Genomic DNA, 14650 nt, shown 5'->3' with positions numbered 1-14650 from the left:
CCGGACAGACCGTCCGACGAACGTTCCGCATACGCGCACCGTTTGCGTCGAATCAAACCGACGTACAGGCAAACAGACGATTGGGGAGGGAGGCCGACTGCAACGACGGGGGCAGCACGAACATGAGCACACAGAACCTCTCATCAGCCGAACCAGTTGAACCGGGGAGCGACCCAGCGACCACCGAGCAGTCAGACGACCAGGCAGCGACGGAGTCGACGGAACAGGAGCGCCTCTCCCTCGACATCGTCTTCGAAATCCTGCGTAACGAACGGCGCCGGCTCGTTCTCCACTACCTGCGGGACAACGACGGGGAGGCGACGCTCGGCCAGCTCGCAGAGCACATCGCCGCCCTGGAGAACGACATCACCGTAACCGCACTGAACGCACAGCAACGAAAACGCGTCTACGTCGGCCTCTACCAGTGCCACCTCCCGAAGATGGACGACGCCGGCGTCATCGACTTCAACCAGAGTCGGGGCACCATCGACCTCTGTGAGAGCGCCGACCGACTCGAAACCTACCTCGACACGGAGGACGACGAGGCCCGGATCACGGACAGACACTATCTCTCTCTCGCCGGCGGCAGCGCGCTCGTGTACACCGCCGCGTTGCTCGCTGCCGGAACGCTCGCCGCGACAGTCGCGACGTTCCTCGTAATCGGCGCGTTCGTGGCGCTCGCGGGTGCAGACAGACACTACTCGGAGTAGTACCGTCACTGGCCGGCGCAGCACCGCCACCATCCGGCACGGCACTGGGACCAACCAATCGAAATCAGGTCTCGTTTCTCGCGCGCTCGACGCGACGCTGTCACACCGCTTCTCGCTTTCGACTCAGCCAAGAAGGAGGCAGTGCCGACGATTCGACGCCGTCACCGGTCCCGAACCACCGTCTCACCGGGCGTCGTGTGGGCTCCCGCGCCGAGCGTGACGCCCGCGTTCAGGTTCGTTCCGATGCCGGTCTTCGCGTTCTCGCCGACCACGACGCCGAACTTCCGGCGGCCCGTCGAGAGCCGGCCGTCGCTCGCCGCTGCGCGCACCGACTGGTCGTCGTGGCGGAGGTTCGCAACGACGGTGTTCGCGCCGAAGTTGACGTCCCGTCCGAGGACGCTGTCGCCGACGTACGAGAGGTGGCCGACCGTCGCGCCCGCGAGGAACACGCTGTTCTTCACCTCGACTGCGTGTCCGACGTGCGCGTCCGGCCCGAGATACGTCGCCCCGCGGATGTACGCGTTCGGGCCGACAGTCGCCCCCCTGGAGATGAGTGCCGGCCCCTCCACGACGACGCCGGACTCGACGACGGCCTCCGGCTCCACGACGACGCCACCCGAGAGGGTAGCGTCCGGGTGGATGCGCCCGTCCCGCTCGGAGTCGAGGGCTTCGAGCGCGTGCGCGTTTGCCTCGAGTAGCTCCCACGGGCGTTCGAGGTCGTGCCAGCGTTCTGCGGTGACCGTGCCGAGGCCCGCCTCGACGCCGGCGGCGACGAGCGCGTCGAACGTCGCGTCCTCGTCGCGGCAGGCCGCCGGGAGCGAAACGGCTCCGGTGAACGCGAGCACGCCGCCGTCCGTTCTGTCACCGTCCGAAGAGTCGTTCGCCTCGTGTTCCTCGCCGAGACGTCGAACGTGCTGAACGCGACTGCCGTCGGCGTCGACGGCGCCGAACCGAGGCCGGGTCTCGCTTCGCGCGACGGCCATCGACGGCGCGCGCTGGACGAGCGACGCCACTGCGGGCGCGTCGAGCAGGACGGACGCCGGGAGAAGCACGAACTCGTCGTCCCCTGCCGCGAGTGCGTCCTCGAGAGTGATCGAGTGCTCGTAGTCGACGTCGTCGGGCACGGCGTCCGTGACGACGCCGTCCGGGTCGACGAGCGTGATTCGGTCTGCACCACCCGCATCGGCGCTTCGGACGGCGTGTTCGGCGGCGGTGCTGCGGCCGACCGGGAGCATCGACGTTGGTCCGTTCGGTGCGAGCGGATGCGTCCACTCGGTGTCGTCCACCGCGAGCACGATGGCTTGCATAGGCGATTCGTGGACTCATCGGGCCTTCGTTACCAGCCACCTACCGGTTGGTGACCCCTCTGTTCCCAGGGGCGTGCAGTCCGGGAGAAGTAGCAAACTGGTACTCCATGTAAGCGGTGTCTGTCGGTCTCCGCAACTTACCCATAACAAAGGCGTCATGTTGTCAATACTGGGTTATCGTTCTCCTCGTCGCGGTAACCGAGGGGAGCAACCGTCTGAATCACAATGGAAAACACACAATCCCCCTACGCGGGTACGGCGCCCGCAACGACACGCGAACTACTCGCCGCTCCGGAGGGCAGCGACTGATGTGTGGCATCACCGCTCGCGTCGGCGACGACGACGCCGTCGACACGCTCCTCACCGGACTCGCCAACCTGGAGTACCGCGGCTACGACTCTGCGGGACTCGCGATGGAGAACGGCGACGGCCTCGAGGTGTACAAGCGCGAGGGCGACCTCTCCTCGCTACGCGACGCCATCGACGCCGAACGCGCCGAGGGGCACATCGGTATCGGGCACACACGCTGGAGCACGCACGGCGCGCCGACGAACGAGAACGCACACCCCCACACTGACTGCACGAACCAGGTCGCGGTCGTCCACAACGGCATCATCGAGAACCACGCCACGCTCCGCGAGGAGCTCACCGCCCGCGGCCACACGTTCACGAGCGAGACGGACACGGAGGTCGTCCCCCACGTCATGGAGGAGTTCCTCGAGGAGGGAGCGTCCGTGGAGTCCGCGTTCCGGGACACCATCTCGATGCTCTCCGGGAGCTTCGCGGTCGCCGTGCTCGTCGAGGAGACCGGGGAACTGTACGCCACGCGAAAGGGGTCACCGCTCGTCCTCGGCGTCGGTGAGAACGAGTACTTCCTCGCCAGCGACGCGCCCGCGTTCCTCGAGTTCACCGACCAGGTGGTGTACCTCGAGGACGGTGACGTCGTCCGCGCCTCCGCCGAGGACCACCACATCACCGACGCCAACGGCGACCCGGTCGACCGGCCGGTGCAGTCCATCGACTGGTCGCCCGAGGACGCCGAGAAGGGTGGCTACGACCACTACATGAAAAAGGAGATCCACGAGCAACCGACGGCGCTCGCCCAGACGGTCCGCGGCCGCGTCGAGGACGGGCACACCGGCGCCACCTTCGAGGCGTTCTCGCGCGGCGAGTTCTCGGACGTAAAGCAGGTGCAGTTCCTCGCGTGCGGAACGTCCTACCACGCGGCGCTGTACGCCCAGCAGTTGCTCGCACAGCGCGGCGTCCCCGCGCAGGTGTTCCGCGCGGGCGAGTACGCCACGAACCCCGCGCCGCTCGGCGACGACACGCTCGTCGTTGGCGTCACGCAGAGCGGGGAAACAGCGGACACACTGGGGTCGCTCCGGCACGCCAGTGACGCCGGCGCGCGGACGCTCGCCGTCACGAACGTCGTCGGGTCGACGGCCGCGCGGGAGTGCGACGACGCGGTGTTCATCCGCGCCGGCCCCGAGATCGGCGTGGCGGCGACGAAGACGTTCTCCTCGCAGGTCGCGACCCTCGGCCTGCTCGCCGAACAGATAGCACGCGACCGCGAGGAAGCGAACCACGAGGAGTACACGTCCGGACAGAGCGCGTTCCTCGAGGGCGTCTCGACGCTCTCCGAGAACGTCCAGTGGCTCCTCGAGGGGAACGACGTCGAGAACCTCGTGGACCGCTACCGGGACGCCGACGCCTACTTCTTCATCGGCCGGGGTGTGATGCATCCGGTCGCGAAGGAGGGCGCGCTGAAGTTCAAGGAGATCACCTACGAGCACGCCGAGGGATTCGCCGCGGGCGAGCTCAAACACGGTCCGCTCGCTCTCGTCACCCCGGACACACCCGTGTTCGCGCTGTTCTCCGGGGAGAACGACGAGAAGACCCTGAACAACGTCAAGGAGGTTCAGGCCCGCGGCGCGCCGGTCATCGGGGTCACCGCGACGGACGCCTCCGAAGTCGTCGACACCGTCGACGACGTCCTGGAGATTCCCCCGACACACCCCGCGCTCGCGGGCGTGGCGGCGAACGTCCAGTTGCAACTGATCTCGTACCACATGGCCGACCGACTCAATCGCGCCATCGACAAGCCGCGCAACCTCGCGAAGAGTGTCACCGTCGAATGAGCGATACAATCTGACATTTTCCCGCTGTGAACACCACCGAAACCGCTCGTTACGGTCGAAGTACGCAGGTCGTACGTGCCCACGGAACCGCACAACAGAGCGGTCATTTACCGGGTGACGGCCGGTATCTGCGTGCTACTCGGGGTAAAGGTGTAGTAACAAAGTATCGAACAGAACAACCGTGTTGTAGAGCCGATATGCGGGGGAGAGACGCACGCGTCCGGGGACAATGGGGACGTACTGATTGATGTCCGAGACCGACAACGCCGACCTCTCTCAAAACGCCGACCTCTACCTGCTCAGTAACCCACGGCGGCGGTTCATCCTCTCGTACCTCCGACGGGCCGGCGAGCCCGTCGACCTCGTCGACCTCGCCGACGAAATCGCCGCCTGGGAGAACGACACCGAGGTCGAGGATCTCACCAGCCAGCAGCGAAAACGCGTCTACGTCTCGATCTACCAGACCCACGTCCCCAAACTCGCGAACGCGGGCGTCGTCACCCACGACCAGGACAGCGGCCTGGTGGCGCTCTCCGACGACGCGAGCGAGATCGACCGCCACCTGCAGAGCGAGGAGGAGCCACGGATGTGGCAGTTCGTCTACCTCTCCATCGCTGCGTTCGGCGGACTGCTCTACCTGGCTATCCTCTTCGAGTTGCCGGTCTTCTCGCTGATTCCGCTGGCCGCCGCAGGCGTACTCGTGGTGTTGCTGTTCGGCATCGCCGCCATCACGCACTTCGTCTACGAGCGGTACGTCTCGCGGCGTCCGCCGACGGACCTCATCGACGAGCGCTGAGCCAGCCGTCAACCCTTTTCAACCGGTTCACTGCCGCTTTTCAGCCAGTGCACTGCCGGGCGGTTCGGTGTCGCTGTCGCTCCCAGCAAACCGACGACTCGCCGTATCGTTGGCAGTAAGGAAATTATCGGGTCGTTCCCCCGAGTGACGACTGACTACCGCCAGCTGCGGTTGCGGCCGGGGGCGTGGCCGGGGAACAGCCACGCGACCCCGGGGAGGCCGTCGAGCAGCCAGAGAAAGACGAACCCGCCAACGAGCACCACGTCGAACACGAGGTACGCCACGCCCGCCGCGGACGTCGCGTACGTCCCGAAGTTCGCGAGCAACTCGGTGAGGTGGTCGAGGAATCCCACGCCGGAGCTTCCGCTTCCCCCCGTGAACGGCCACAGCAGGAATCCGAGAGTGGCCGACTCGCCGGGGAGCAGCGCCGGATACACCACGTCACCGACGAGATGCGCGAGGTAGGGGATCGACGCGGCGCTCGCTAGGTCCGGGCGGTCGGCGCGCCGCGCGAGCGCCCAGAACACGAGCAACACCGGGACCGCGAACACGAGCGAGTGGCCGAGCGTCCGCCCGCCCGGAAGCACCGACAGCCCCCACGCCAGCGGCTTGTCGATGAGGTCCGGCAGCTGTGAGGCGACCACCGCGACGACCGCGGCGGTGCCGTCGGGCGAGTCACCGTATCGGACCCGGGAGTAGCCCGAGTAGAGGATGTAGCCGACCGCGAGATGCTCCCACGGCCACACGCTACCAGTCCCCCGCCGAGTGTCGCATCGCCGTCTCGTTCCGTGGTGTGCCAGACCCCTCACCGCCCAGCGACGGCGCGACGTCCACCCAGAGGAAGACGGACTGGCTCGCGGACGACATCGAGGGGTCGTCCGGGGCGTCCCCCTCGTAGAGGAACGTCACCAGGCGGAGGTCGTCGCCGACCAGCGACGGCGTCACCGACACGTCGACGTCCCCCGTCTCGTTCGCGCCGAGTTCGACCGACCGGCGCGAGACCACCGCCGACTCGACGACCGTGGCCGAGCGATCGCCCGTCGAGCGCACGCGCTGGAGTTCCGTCACGAGCGTGAACGAGCGCGCCGCCGGCCGTCTGTTCTGGACGCGGACGACGTACGAGTGGGTTTCACCGCGTTCGTAGTTCGTCGAATAGTTCGCGGCCACGAGTTCGCCAGCGTCGTTCTCCGAGAGCAACACGACCTCCGTGTACGGGTCGGACTGCTCGGCGTCCGCGACGGCGAAGCCCACACTCCCCAGTGCGAGCAGCACGCTCGCCGCGAGCGCGATGTTGAGCGCGGCGTCACGCCGATTCGACGCGCCGACCGTCTCGTCGTACAGCGAGGTGAACCACGCCGCGAGCGGGACGACGAGTCGTTCCTCAGGCGGGAGCGCGTACCGCCGGACGACGGCGGCGGCGCCAGCGAGAAGCACCACGGCGACGAGCCACGTTCGAACCGACGGCGCGGTGAACGGCGCGCCCGCAAACGCCATCGCGAGCGCGACCAGTGGAACGAGTGCTACGCTCGCACCGACGGAGAGGCCGGCCCGCTCGACCCAACCGAGACCGGACGCCGGGAACGAGCCGTCCGTGCTGGCGTGCCGGCGAGCGGGGAACAGCGCCGCGAGCACGGCGTAGCCGGGTGCGAAAAACACGAACCCGAGGCCGACTGCGACGTGGAGCGCGTCGACGGCGCCTGGCGGCCTCAGCCCGACGAACACCGCAATCGCGGCGACCGTGAGGACGTCGAGCGGGAGGCTCGTCCGCCAGCGCGGGTGGTCGCGTCGCGAGCGGATCATCGGTCGCCGCCCCGGTCGAATCGGCTGCTGCGTTCGAACGAGCCTCCGGATTCGAGTGAGTGGTCCTGTTCGAGTTCCCGGCAGGAGCGGCGTCTTTCGGTCTGGTCGATCCTGCCGGTCTGGTCGGACCGGTCGGGCCGGTCGGTCCGGTTGGTCTGGTCGGTTTCCCGGTGCAATCCACAGCGTCCCCCTCCTCGCCCGGTGTCGCTGCCGGCGGGGTTCCGGCGGGTCTGACGACGGCTACAGTCGCGATTCGTCATGGAGTCAACTATGCAGGCTGAGCGTCGTACGAGCCTTTGTTATGCGTTCTGTACGAAAAGCCCCCACGCCGATGGCTTCGGTTCTGGCCGCAGGCAGGTCGTTCCGCGTGCTATCAGGTGTGAGAATGCGAGTGCGAGCCGGCTCCGTCCTGTAGTTCGCGGAACGTCGTGCACTCCAGACAGCGATGCAGCGTCCCCTCGTTGTCGCCGAACACGCGTACGAACGGCCGTGAGACGTGTGCGTCACAGTTCTCGCAGCGAGCAGACTCAGGACTGTCGGCCGTCACCGCTGAATTTTGGAGTGGTGTCATCGTGTTCCCGCGCAAGACCATACCCGGGACACCCTTTGTTATATCACGCGTACCGGACTACAGCCCCTGTGAACCACTGGTTACCAGGTGTGTGTTACACCAGTAGGTCTGTAACGTTTGTCAGACGCGCGCACGCCAGAATTCCGGAGTGTGAGCGAGTTTAACAAGTGGATAAACGTGGATAGTTACACGGATAGGGCGTCCATTACTAACTTGGTTGGCCCAAATGAAACGCTCGGCAGATGACAAGGAGGCTGTCGGAAAGTGACTGGGACCGCATTCAGCGGTTCGCCAAGGCACCGGTGTACAAACGAAACCCCGAGATGCTCCTGCCCGAGGACGAACAGGAGTACACACAGACGGACTGACTCACTGCTGGGCCGAGTGTAGTGAAGCCACCCACCGCCTGGCACTCGTGAGCGGCCGACGAGTGCCGGTCGACGCGTACTCCCGAACGCTGGTCCGCGAGTGCCCTCGAGTGCCGGTCGACGACGCCACCGGGGGCCAGTGGTCGTGCGCGCTCGTGGGACGACGAGTCGACGCGTGAGCCGTGCTGAGTGAACGTTCGACTCGTGCAACAGCCGTTGAACCCCGTGTACGACAGGCGGACGTCGTGACTACCGGGACGGACGGGCAAGAGACTGGCACCCGTCGCCAACAGATCAGTACCCGTCACTAACAGACCGGAACCTGTCACCAACAACACTCACGGTGCGATCTACACGAGGTTCTGGGACTGGATCTCCTGCCAGATGCGTTCACCCTTGTCGGTGATGCCGTAGACGCGGCCTTTGGTTCGTTCCTCCGGAACGAGCAATTCGACGACGGACTTCTCCCTGAGCTCGGAGAGCGACCGCGATATGTGCGTGATGGCGAGATCGGCGTCCTTCGCGATCTGCGAGGGGGTCGCCGGGCTCTCACCGAGTCGGCGGAGCACCGCCACCCGGTATCGGGAGCTGATGACGTACCCGATCTCCTCCCAGTCTTCGCTCATTGAACTCCCCCTCTCGCGTCGACGCGTGTGGCTCGCTGCGCTGACTCCTGGTTCGGAACGGATCCCCCCGCTCGCCCAGCGGGGCTACGCCACGTCGAGCACGCCGCGACGACTGCACTACCGTCGAAGCCTGTAACCTGAAGACGGCGACTCGCGGCGTCGCTGCGGACGTGTTGCGCGCGCTCTTGCACGCCGAAGGTCTCGAGTGTCTCTGCTGGGACGGTGGTCATTTACGACTCAAGCCTAGACAAGACAGTTCAAAGTAACTCATATCCTAGTGTAACGACAGACACGCTTACTAGAGGTATTAACGCGAGTCGGGTGGGTGTAGCCGACGGCATCGTGACAGAGCGGCGTTCGGACGTAGTTCGAGTGTGTGTCACAGGCCGGTGCGCGGTACCGGAGCTCTCCGTGTAGCATGAAACCCGCCAGGATACCCGGACAGAGCGTGTGCCGGGAGATTTCGTTTCCTGGATTCGCACCACTTGACAGTCGATGTCGTCGAGACGCCCCTGACCTGGACGTGAGAGACCGGATAATACCCCAGTAAATCTAATTACAGAGCCGCTAAATGGCCGACTACCACCACGTCAGTGCACAGTGGGTCGGTCGAGGAGCATCTGTTCGCGCGATTCAGCGGACGAGTCGCGCATCGGTCGTACCTCAGCCATCCTGAGAGTACCTTGGCATCCCTGAGGTGGGCTGTCTTCGACCCCATCTCGTCCGCAGTAACCTGTCTGCCGGGGAGACGGCCAGCTACTACACACCATCCCGTCCGCAGTAACCCCGTGGTTCACGCCCCCTGTCGTGAGAACGATGCAGTTTGTGGAACACGCCGAACCCCACCTCGTCCGCTGTTCACCTCGACCGTTGTTTCCCCATACTGGGCTGGAAGTCGTCCGGTTGGCGACCCCACCTCGTCCGCCGTTCCTCGGGGACGCAGTCCACTACCTCTCAACCAGTGAATTCTCCCCCAGGCGTGGAGTATCGCCCCTGAGCCGATCGCGGAGTTCGCCCCGAGTGTGACACGAAGCGTGGCCCCACTGCGGGCCCCCACAGCCACCTGACCGTGACCAGTTGTGCATGACTCGCGTACGGCAGCCTCTGGCACTTCGCGTGTGGCAGCCGCTCGTATTTCGCGTACGGCAGCCGCTCGTACTGGACTACTCGTACGACGTGAGCGTATCGTCCTCGAGTTCGGGCTCTGTCTGTGCTTCGAGCGCGGAATCGACGACAGACTCGTGAACACCCACGAGTTCGACCGTCTCGGACATCGCAGCGAGCACCTGTTCGACGCCCATATCGAGTTCGTACTCGCGGTACGTACCGCCGCGCCGGCCCTCGTTGCGCTCGGTCACGGAGATGATGCCGAGCATTGTGAGTTCACTCAGGTGGTCGCGCATCCGCCGCGGAACGAGCGGGTCGCGCTCCGCGAGTTCCGCGAAGCGAGTGTACCGCGGCCGGACGTCCCGGGAGCGGATCGGCGTGTTCCCCTCGAGTTCGTTCGTGAGGAGGGCGTACAACACGAGGTGGCCGTGTTCGGTGAGGCCGCGGATGCCCTCCTCGATGCGGCCGCGTTCCAGGGCGGTCCGACCGCTGTCGACGTGGTCCTCGGTGACTGCTTCCGCCTCGTCGTCGCGAGCGACGTCTCCTGCCTTCATCAGGAGGTCGATGGACTGGCGGGCGTCACCGGCGTCTTTCGCGCCGTACGCGGCACACAGCGGGATGACGCCGTCCGAGAGAACGCCGTCGTGGAACGCGACGTTCGCGCGCTGCTTGAGGATCGCCTTCAGGTCGGTGGCGTCGTACGCCGGGAAGTGAATCTCGTGTTCGCACAGCGAGGACTTGACCTTCGGGGAGAGGTTGTCGCGGAAGGAGAAGTCGTTCGAGATGCCGACGATGCCGACTTTTGCGTCGTCGAGTTTGTTGTTCGCGCGGGCTCGCGGGAGCTGGTAGAGGATGCTGTCGTCCTCGATGTTGTCGATCTCGTCGAGAACGATGAGGACCGCGCTGCCAGTCTCCTCGAGGTCGCTCCAGAGCATATCGTAGACGGCGGCGAGCGGGTATCCTGTGGTGGAGATCTGGTTCGGTTCGTCGCGGAGTTCGTTGACGAGGTGGGTCGCGACCTGGTACGACGAGGAGAGGCCGTCGCAGTTCAGGAAGACGATGTTGAGGTCGATGTCGTCGTACTCCTCGACGTCCTCGCGGAGGTGTGCGAGCAGGTATCGCGTGGCGGCGGTCTTGCCGACGCCGGTCTTCCCGTAGAGAAAGATGTTGTTCGGCTGTTCGCCGTTGACGATGGGCTGGAGTGCAGCCTTGTACGTGCTGATCTCTTCGTCCCGTCCGACGAGTTCCGAGGGCTGGTAGTCCTCTCGCAGGGCGTCGCGGTCCCGATAAATGTCGTGGTCCCGCTCGAAGAGTGCCATGCGACCACACGCGACGGGTAGGGTAATAAAACCACCGCGTCCGGAGTGTCCGCCGTTCTGCGCCATTATAAAGACCGAGAGACACACCCCCTCCACCGTGTCCGCAGTAATCGAAGAGAACAGGAGGGGGAGTCGAAAAACGACCAGAGAGCGGTATAAATAAGCGGTAGATTTATGGTATGGCAGTCACAATCAGTCCGTAAGCCAAACAACTAATAAAGCAAATTAGCATAATCTGTTCTTGTTCTATCATTTGTTCGGGCGTATTCCCTCAGATTTCGTTTTCGCTACGACCGGTCCTGACCCTACTTCCGAGAACTGCGGACGTGGTGGTGTGGGTGTGGTTGTAGGTGTGAATGTAGGTGGAGTGTGGATGGGGCAGGGTGTAGGCGGGGTCGTGAGTAGATGGGTCGATGAGCAGATCGGTGAAACGGTGAATAGGTGCGGGGTTGCTGAATAACTCAGCAGTGGACCGCTGATTTACCTCCCCTCCTGAGCGTTCTGGCTCCACCGTTCGAACAGCGGACAGCGTGGAGAGGGCTCTTTCCCTGCTTCTCCGCATCTTCCCTGGTTTTCCGCATCCTTCGCGTCGATACCACACCCTACTACAACCACTACGCCACACCACTCCGTCCGCTGTTCAGTCCAGGCCAGTCGGGCAGTTTGTCCGCTTCTGCGAGACGGAGGCGGTTTTGGCCCGTTCCCTACACGAGGAACGTCACGAGAAATCCGACAGTCGTCGCCAGCGTGATCGATGGGCCGGCGTCCTCGTAGGCGTCCGGAAAGATCTCGCCGGCGAGCGAGGAGAGGATGGCGCCTGCGGCGAACGCCTCCACAGCCACCCGCCAGTAGTTAGCGAGGCCAGGCAGGAACCAGTATCCTAGCATGACTGCAGATCCGATGACGAATGCTGTCGTGGTCCACGCCGCCATCGTCGCCCACTTGCTGAGGTTCTCGGACATGTTCGTCCCGGACATCATCGACTGCGACCCGTTCGTCACGACGAGCGCGAACAGGAACGCGAGCGCACCGGAGACGTTCCCGACCAGCAGCGAGCCCATCGCCACGTTCTCCGGAACACCGTCGGTCGTCACGCTCGCCCACAACCCCCATCCGTTCTTCTCGGACTCGTCACTCGCCACGCGGTCGATGAGGATGTCGAGCCCGGAAAACGCCAGCACACCGAGTGTGAAGTACGCAGACGCCTCCCATTGCCCGAGGGCCTCGACCGCGGGGCGGAACAGTTCGAACGCGAGGGAGACGATGAGCGACCCGCCGCCAACCGCGAGCAGGATGGCCTGCCAGAACCGATCTGGCTTGGCCCACACACCGACAGCAGCGCCCACAACCAGCGCGACTGCTGAGAGCACAGCGTAGAACCACGGATTCGAGAGCAACCCGCCGAACTGCCCGCCACCGGACTGCTGGACGACGAACAACTGCCACCCTGAGACGAACTGCGGCCACGCGGATAGCGAACTCACGAACTCGACAACAGGTTGCCAGAGGCGTGTGGCAGTCACACTCCCTCGTTCGTGTCGGGGAACTGAATAACCATGCCCTCACCCGTCCCCGTTTGTCCCGTCCTCGTCTACTCTCTCCTCGCCTGTCTCTTCTTCGGCTGCCCTCTCCTCGCCTGTCCCCTCGGCTGTCCCTCCCGCGTCTGATCCTTCTTCGGCCGCCTCTCGTCTGTCTCCGCTTCGGGCACCGTCGAGGCGCGCCTGCGCGCTCGCTCCGCGATTCCGAGTCGCTCGCGAATCGTACCACACCGCTGCGACGTCACCGTCTCGGAGCACGATTCGAACGATAGCGTGTCGACGGTCTGCGCGCGCCGGGAGTCGCTCCTCCCGAATCGAAACCGCTGCGACCTCGGTGCCGTCGCGCTCGAGTTTGAGGACCGCCTGCCCGTCCTCGAATCGATCGACGACGCCGACGTACGGACCATCGGGAAGCGTCACTCGACCCACCTCTCGACTGCAGTGCTCGTCCCTCCGTCGGGGCCGGTGCCTCTGACAACCGCCAATTCCGGGGTCCGGCCTGCCACGCTGGCGGACTCCGTGGTCCAGCCTGCCATATCGGCGGTTCGCCACCGGGAGCGCATTGTTATACCGCGATTACTCGTCGGCGAGCAGTCACGAAATTATCCGCGAAAACACCACAGACACGGTTCCGTCCGCGACTTTCCGGGTACTCTTATCGCCTTCTCTGGTCCCGGGGAGCCCCTGTCAGAAGTTGTACCCCCAGTCTTCGAGCAGTTCGGCGACCTCGTCGGGATGCCGCATCCCGATGCGGTAGATGGCCTCGCGCGCGTCGAGTCGGTAGACGTCCGTGTCGAGGACCTCCTCCAGGTCGCGTTCGGCCTCTCGGGCGGCGTCGTCGGTGTCGTCCCGGACGAACAACTGGTGGACGTGCGGTCGTTCGTCCTTCACGTTGTCCCGACGGAGCGTGTACGGAATCTGGGAGCGGTCGAGTGACTGGTCGCCACTGCCGGCGAGCGGTTCGGCTTCGTCGTCCGCCGATCCGCTGTCACTACCGGTGGTCGACCCGCTAGCGTTACTGGCCGACCTGCTACTGTTGCTGGCCGCCCCGCTACCGTTGCTGGCCGACTCGCCATCGTTCGTGCCGGTTGATTCGCCACTGCTAGTAGACGACTCGCCGCCACCACCAGCCCCCGACTCACCCGCGTCGACGGGCGACTCACCCGCGTCTGCTTGCTTCGACTCTGTCTCGTCCACGCGGTCGACGGACTCTGCGACGTCCGTCTGGTCGACCTGCTCGTCTCCTTCGTCCCCCTCGTTGCTCTCGTCCCCGAAGGGGTCGGACGCGCCGGACTTCATGCCGTCGCCACCTCCGCGTCGAGTTCGACGCCGAACTGCGCGCTCACGAACCGCGCGAGCTCGTCGAACTTCTCTAAGGTCTCGATCTCTCGGTCGCGGCGCCGGCTGCGGTGTTCGGTCGCGAACTCGTAGGGCGTCACCTGGTTGTCCCACGCGCCCTCGAGCATCGCGCGGCGCTCCCGGATCTCGACTGGCGCGATCGGGAGGTCCTGTTCGTCGAGTTCGTCCTCGTACTCGCGTTGCGTGCGCGTGTTCGAGACGCGATTCGGTACGACCGCGAGCACGCCGACTTCCACGTCGCCGAGCGCGTCTTCGATCCCCGAGACGGTGTCTCGCAGTCCTTCGACGCTCTGACGCCCCTTCGCGGAGAGCTCGAGCGGGATGAGCAGATTCGAGGTGGCGTAGACGGCGTTGTAGACGTGCTGTCCGCCGGTTGCGGGTGGGTCGACGATGATGACGTCGTACTCGTCGTGGATGTCGGTGTCGGCGAGCACGCGGCGGAGTTGTCGCTCGGGTTCGAACTCGCCGCCCATGTCCTCCTCGAGCTCCTGGGCGCGCAGGAGATTGCGCTCGAGCGAGCCGAGCATGTTGTGGCTGGGGATCAGATCGAGTCCGTCAGAGACGTTCACGATGAGGTCCTCGAAGGCGCCCTTCGGTCGGCCGATGAGGTGTCGGACGAGGTTGTCCGCGTCCGGGTCGCCGCGTTCCGCGTCTGCGCCGAGGTGGTGTGTCGACCCGCCGTCCTGTGGGTCCATGTCGACGACGAGGACGCGCTGGCCGTGGCGACGGTGCGCTTCGGCGAGCGAGACGGTCATGGTGGTCTTGCCGACGCCACCCGCCTCGCTCCAGATGGTGTACGATATCATTCTGTGTGTTCCTCGTACAGGCGCGTCAAAAATGTTTCTCAGATTGCTCGGACATATTGTCCAGTAACACTGATTAGTAATACTGGTCGACCCTCCAGCGCCTCAAATCCCCCCTCCCCTGTCGTTTAGGGGTTGATCGGGGTCTGCCTCGGCCCCTATCCAGACTCAGTCTCGACGCTGACTGTTCACTGACTGGGTAGTATGT

The 14650-nt window shown here is 65.0% G+C and carries 14 protein-coding genes; 4 read left to right on the top strand and 10 right to left on the bottom strand.

Annotated elements, in window-relative coordinates:
* The first annotated feature begins 122 nt into the window (after positions 1-122).
* Entirely contained in the window at positions 123-710 is a 588-nt protein-coding gene (locus tag LT970_RS13140; RefSeq protein WP_232688809.1) for a DUF7344 domain-containing protein, read from the top strand.
* Positions 711-871: 161 nt separating this feature from the next.
* Here LT970_RS13140 and LT970_RS13135 read toward each other — a convergent pair whose 3' ends face one another.
* Positions 872-2017 carry a glucose-1-phosphate thymidylyltransferase gene (locus tag LT970_RS13135; protein WP_232688808.1) on the bottom strand — a complete coding sequence of 382 codons (1146 nt, stop codon included), beginning with the start codon at positions 2015-2017 and terminating at the stop codon, positions 872-874.
* A gap of 308 nt (positions 2018-2325) precedes the next feature.
* On the opposite strand from LT970_RS13135, the gene glmS reads away from it, so the two are divergent.
* Together glmS and LT970_RS13125 are read left to right on the top strand one after the other, a co-directional pair.
* On the top strand, positions 2326-4155 hold the full coding sequence (glmS, locus tag LT970_RS13130) for a glutamine--fructose-6-phosphate transaminase (isomerizing) (protein WP_232688807.1): 1830 nt from the start codon (positions 2326-2328) through the stop codon (positions 4153-4155).
* A gap of 247 nt (positions 4156-4402) precedes the next feature.
* The gene (locus LT970_RS13125) at positions 4403-4951 is read left to right on the top strand and encodes a DUF7344 domain-containing protein (RefSeq protein WP_232688806.1); all 549 of its coding nucleotides are present in this window, start codon (positions 4403-4405) and stop codon (positions 4949-4951) included.
* Between the two features lie 155 nt (positions 4952-5106).
* Here the strand turns inward: LT970_RS13125 and LT970_RS13120 are convergent, their stop codons facing one another.
* From LT970_RS13120 to LT970_RS14720, 3 genes are all read right to left on the bottom strand, one after another.
* Positions 5107-5697: a metal-dependent hydrolase gene (locus LT970_RS13120; protein WP_232688805.1), complete on the bottom strand. Its 591-nt coding sequence runs from the start codon at positions 5695-5697 to the stop codon at positions 5107-5109.
* Position 5698: 1 nt separating this feature from the next.
* A complete protein-coding gene (locus tag LT970_RS13115) occupies positions 5699-6751 on the bottom strand; it encodes a DUF1616 domain-containing protein (protein ID WP_232688804.1) in 1053 nt (350 codons plus the stop codon).
* 373 nt (positions 6752-7124) lie between these two features.
* Positions 7125-7322, bottom strand: coding sequence for a DUF7563 family protein (locus LT970_RS14720; protein ID WP_232688803.1), 198 nt, complete (start codon positions 7320-7322; stop codon positions 7125-7127).
* A 242-nt stretch (positions 7323-7564) separates the two neighbouring features.
* On the opposite strand from LT970_RS14720, the gene LT970_RS14640 reads away from it, so the two are divergent.
* Complete coding sequence (locus LT970_RS14640) at positions 7565-7690, top strand: hypothetical protein (protein ID WP_269785483.1); 126 nt, start codon at positions 7565-7567, stop codon at positions 7688-7690.
* 350 nt (positions 7691-8040) lie between these two features.
* Here the strand turns inward: LT970_RS14640 and LT970_RS13105 are convergent, their stop codons facing one another.
* From LT970_RS13105 to LT970_RS13080, 6 genes are all read right to left on the bottom strand, one after another.
* Positions 8041-8316 (bottom strand): winged helix-turn-helix domain-containing protein, encoded by a 276-nt coding sequence (locus LT970_RS13105; RefSeq protein WP_232688802.1) that lies wholly within the window; start codon positions 8314-8316, stop codon positions 8041-8043.
* 1163 nt (positions 8317-9479) lie between these two features.
* A complete protein-coding gene (locus tag LT970_RS13100) occupies positions 9480-10742 on the bottom strand; it encodes an orc1/cdc6 family replication initiation protein (protein ID WP_232688801.1) in 1263 nt (420 codons plus the stop codon).
* Between the two features lie 704 nt (positions 10743-11446).
* A complete protein-coding gene (locus LT970_RS13095) occupies positions 11447-12265 on the bottom strand; it encodes a ZIP family metal transporter (RefSeq protein WP_232688800.1) in 819 nt (272 codons plus the stop codon).
* Between the two features lie 39 nt (positions 12266-12304).
* A complete protein-coding gene (locus LT970_RS13090; protein ID WP_232688799.1) occupies positions 12305-12700 on the bottom strand; it encodes a DUF3006 family protein in 396 nt (131 codons plus the stop codon).
* A 267-nt stretch (positions 12701-12967) separates the two neighbouring features.
* Complete coding sequence (locus LT970_RS13085; protein WP_232688798.1) at positions 12968-13579, bottom strand: DUF7970 domain-containing protein; 612 nt, start codon at positions 13577-13579, stop codon at positions 12968-12970.
* Entirely contained in the window at positions 13576-14445 is an 870-nt protein-coding gene (locus tag LT970_RS13080) for a ParA family protein (protein WP_232688797.1), read from the bottom strand. Before LT970_RS13080 ends, LT970_RS13085 begins: the two co-directional genes overlap by 4 nt.
* Positions 14446-14650: the final 205 nt, after the last annotated feature.

This window comes from Halobacterium zhouii (assembly GCF_021249405.1).
GTDB lineage: Archaea > Halobacteriota > Halobacteria > Halobacteriales > Halobacteriaceae > Halobacterium > Halobacterium zhouii.
The sequence above is the reverse complement of the archived record's forward strand: the minus strand, read 5'-3'. Positions and strand labels throughout refer to the sequence as shown.

Coding starts and splice junctions, on each gene's coding strand:
- LT970_RS13115 (WP_232688804.1), bottom strand. CDS start 6,751: ATGATCCGCTCGCGACGCGACCACCCGCGCTGGCGGACGAGCCTCCCG.
- LT970_RS14640 (WP_269785483.1), top strand. CDS start 7,565: ATGACAAGGAGGCTGTCGGAAAGTGACTGGGACCGCATTCAGCGGTTC.
- LT970_RS14720 (WP_232688803.1), bottom strand. CDS start 7,322: ATGACACCACTCCAAAATTCAGCGGTGACGGCCGACAGTCCTGAGTCT.
- LT970_RS13135 (WP_232688808.1), bottom strand. CDS start 2,017: ATGCAAGCCATCGTGCTCGCGGTGGACGACACCGAGTGGACGCATCCG.
- LT970_RS13105 (WP_232688802.1), bottom strand. CDS start 8,316: ATGAGCGAAGACTGGGAGGAGATCGGGTACGTCATCAGCTCCCGATAC.
- LT970_RS13080 (WP_232688797.1), bottom strand. CDS start 14,445: ATGATATCGTACACCATCTGGAGCGAGGCGGGTGGCGTCGGCAAGACC.
- LT970_RS13100 (WP_232688801.1), bottom strand. CDS start 10,742: ATGGCACTCTTCGAGCGGGACCACGACATTTATCGGGACCGCGACGCC.
- LT970_RS13085 (WP_232688798.1), bottom strand. CDS start 13,579: ATGAAGTCCGGCGCGTCCGACCCCTTCGGGGACGAGAGCAACGAGGGG.
- LT970_RS13125 (WP_232688806.1), top strand. CDS start 4,403: ATGTCCGAGACCGACAACGCCGACCTCTCTCAAAACGCCGACCTCTAC.
- LT970_RS13140 (WP_232688809.1), top strand. CDS start 123: ATGAGCACACAGAACCTCTCATCAGCCGAACCAGTTGAACCGGGGAGC.
- glmS (WP_232688807.1), top strand. CDS start 2,326: ATGTGTGGCATCACCGCTCGCGTCGGCGACGACGACGCCGTCGACACG.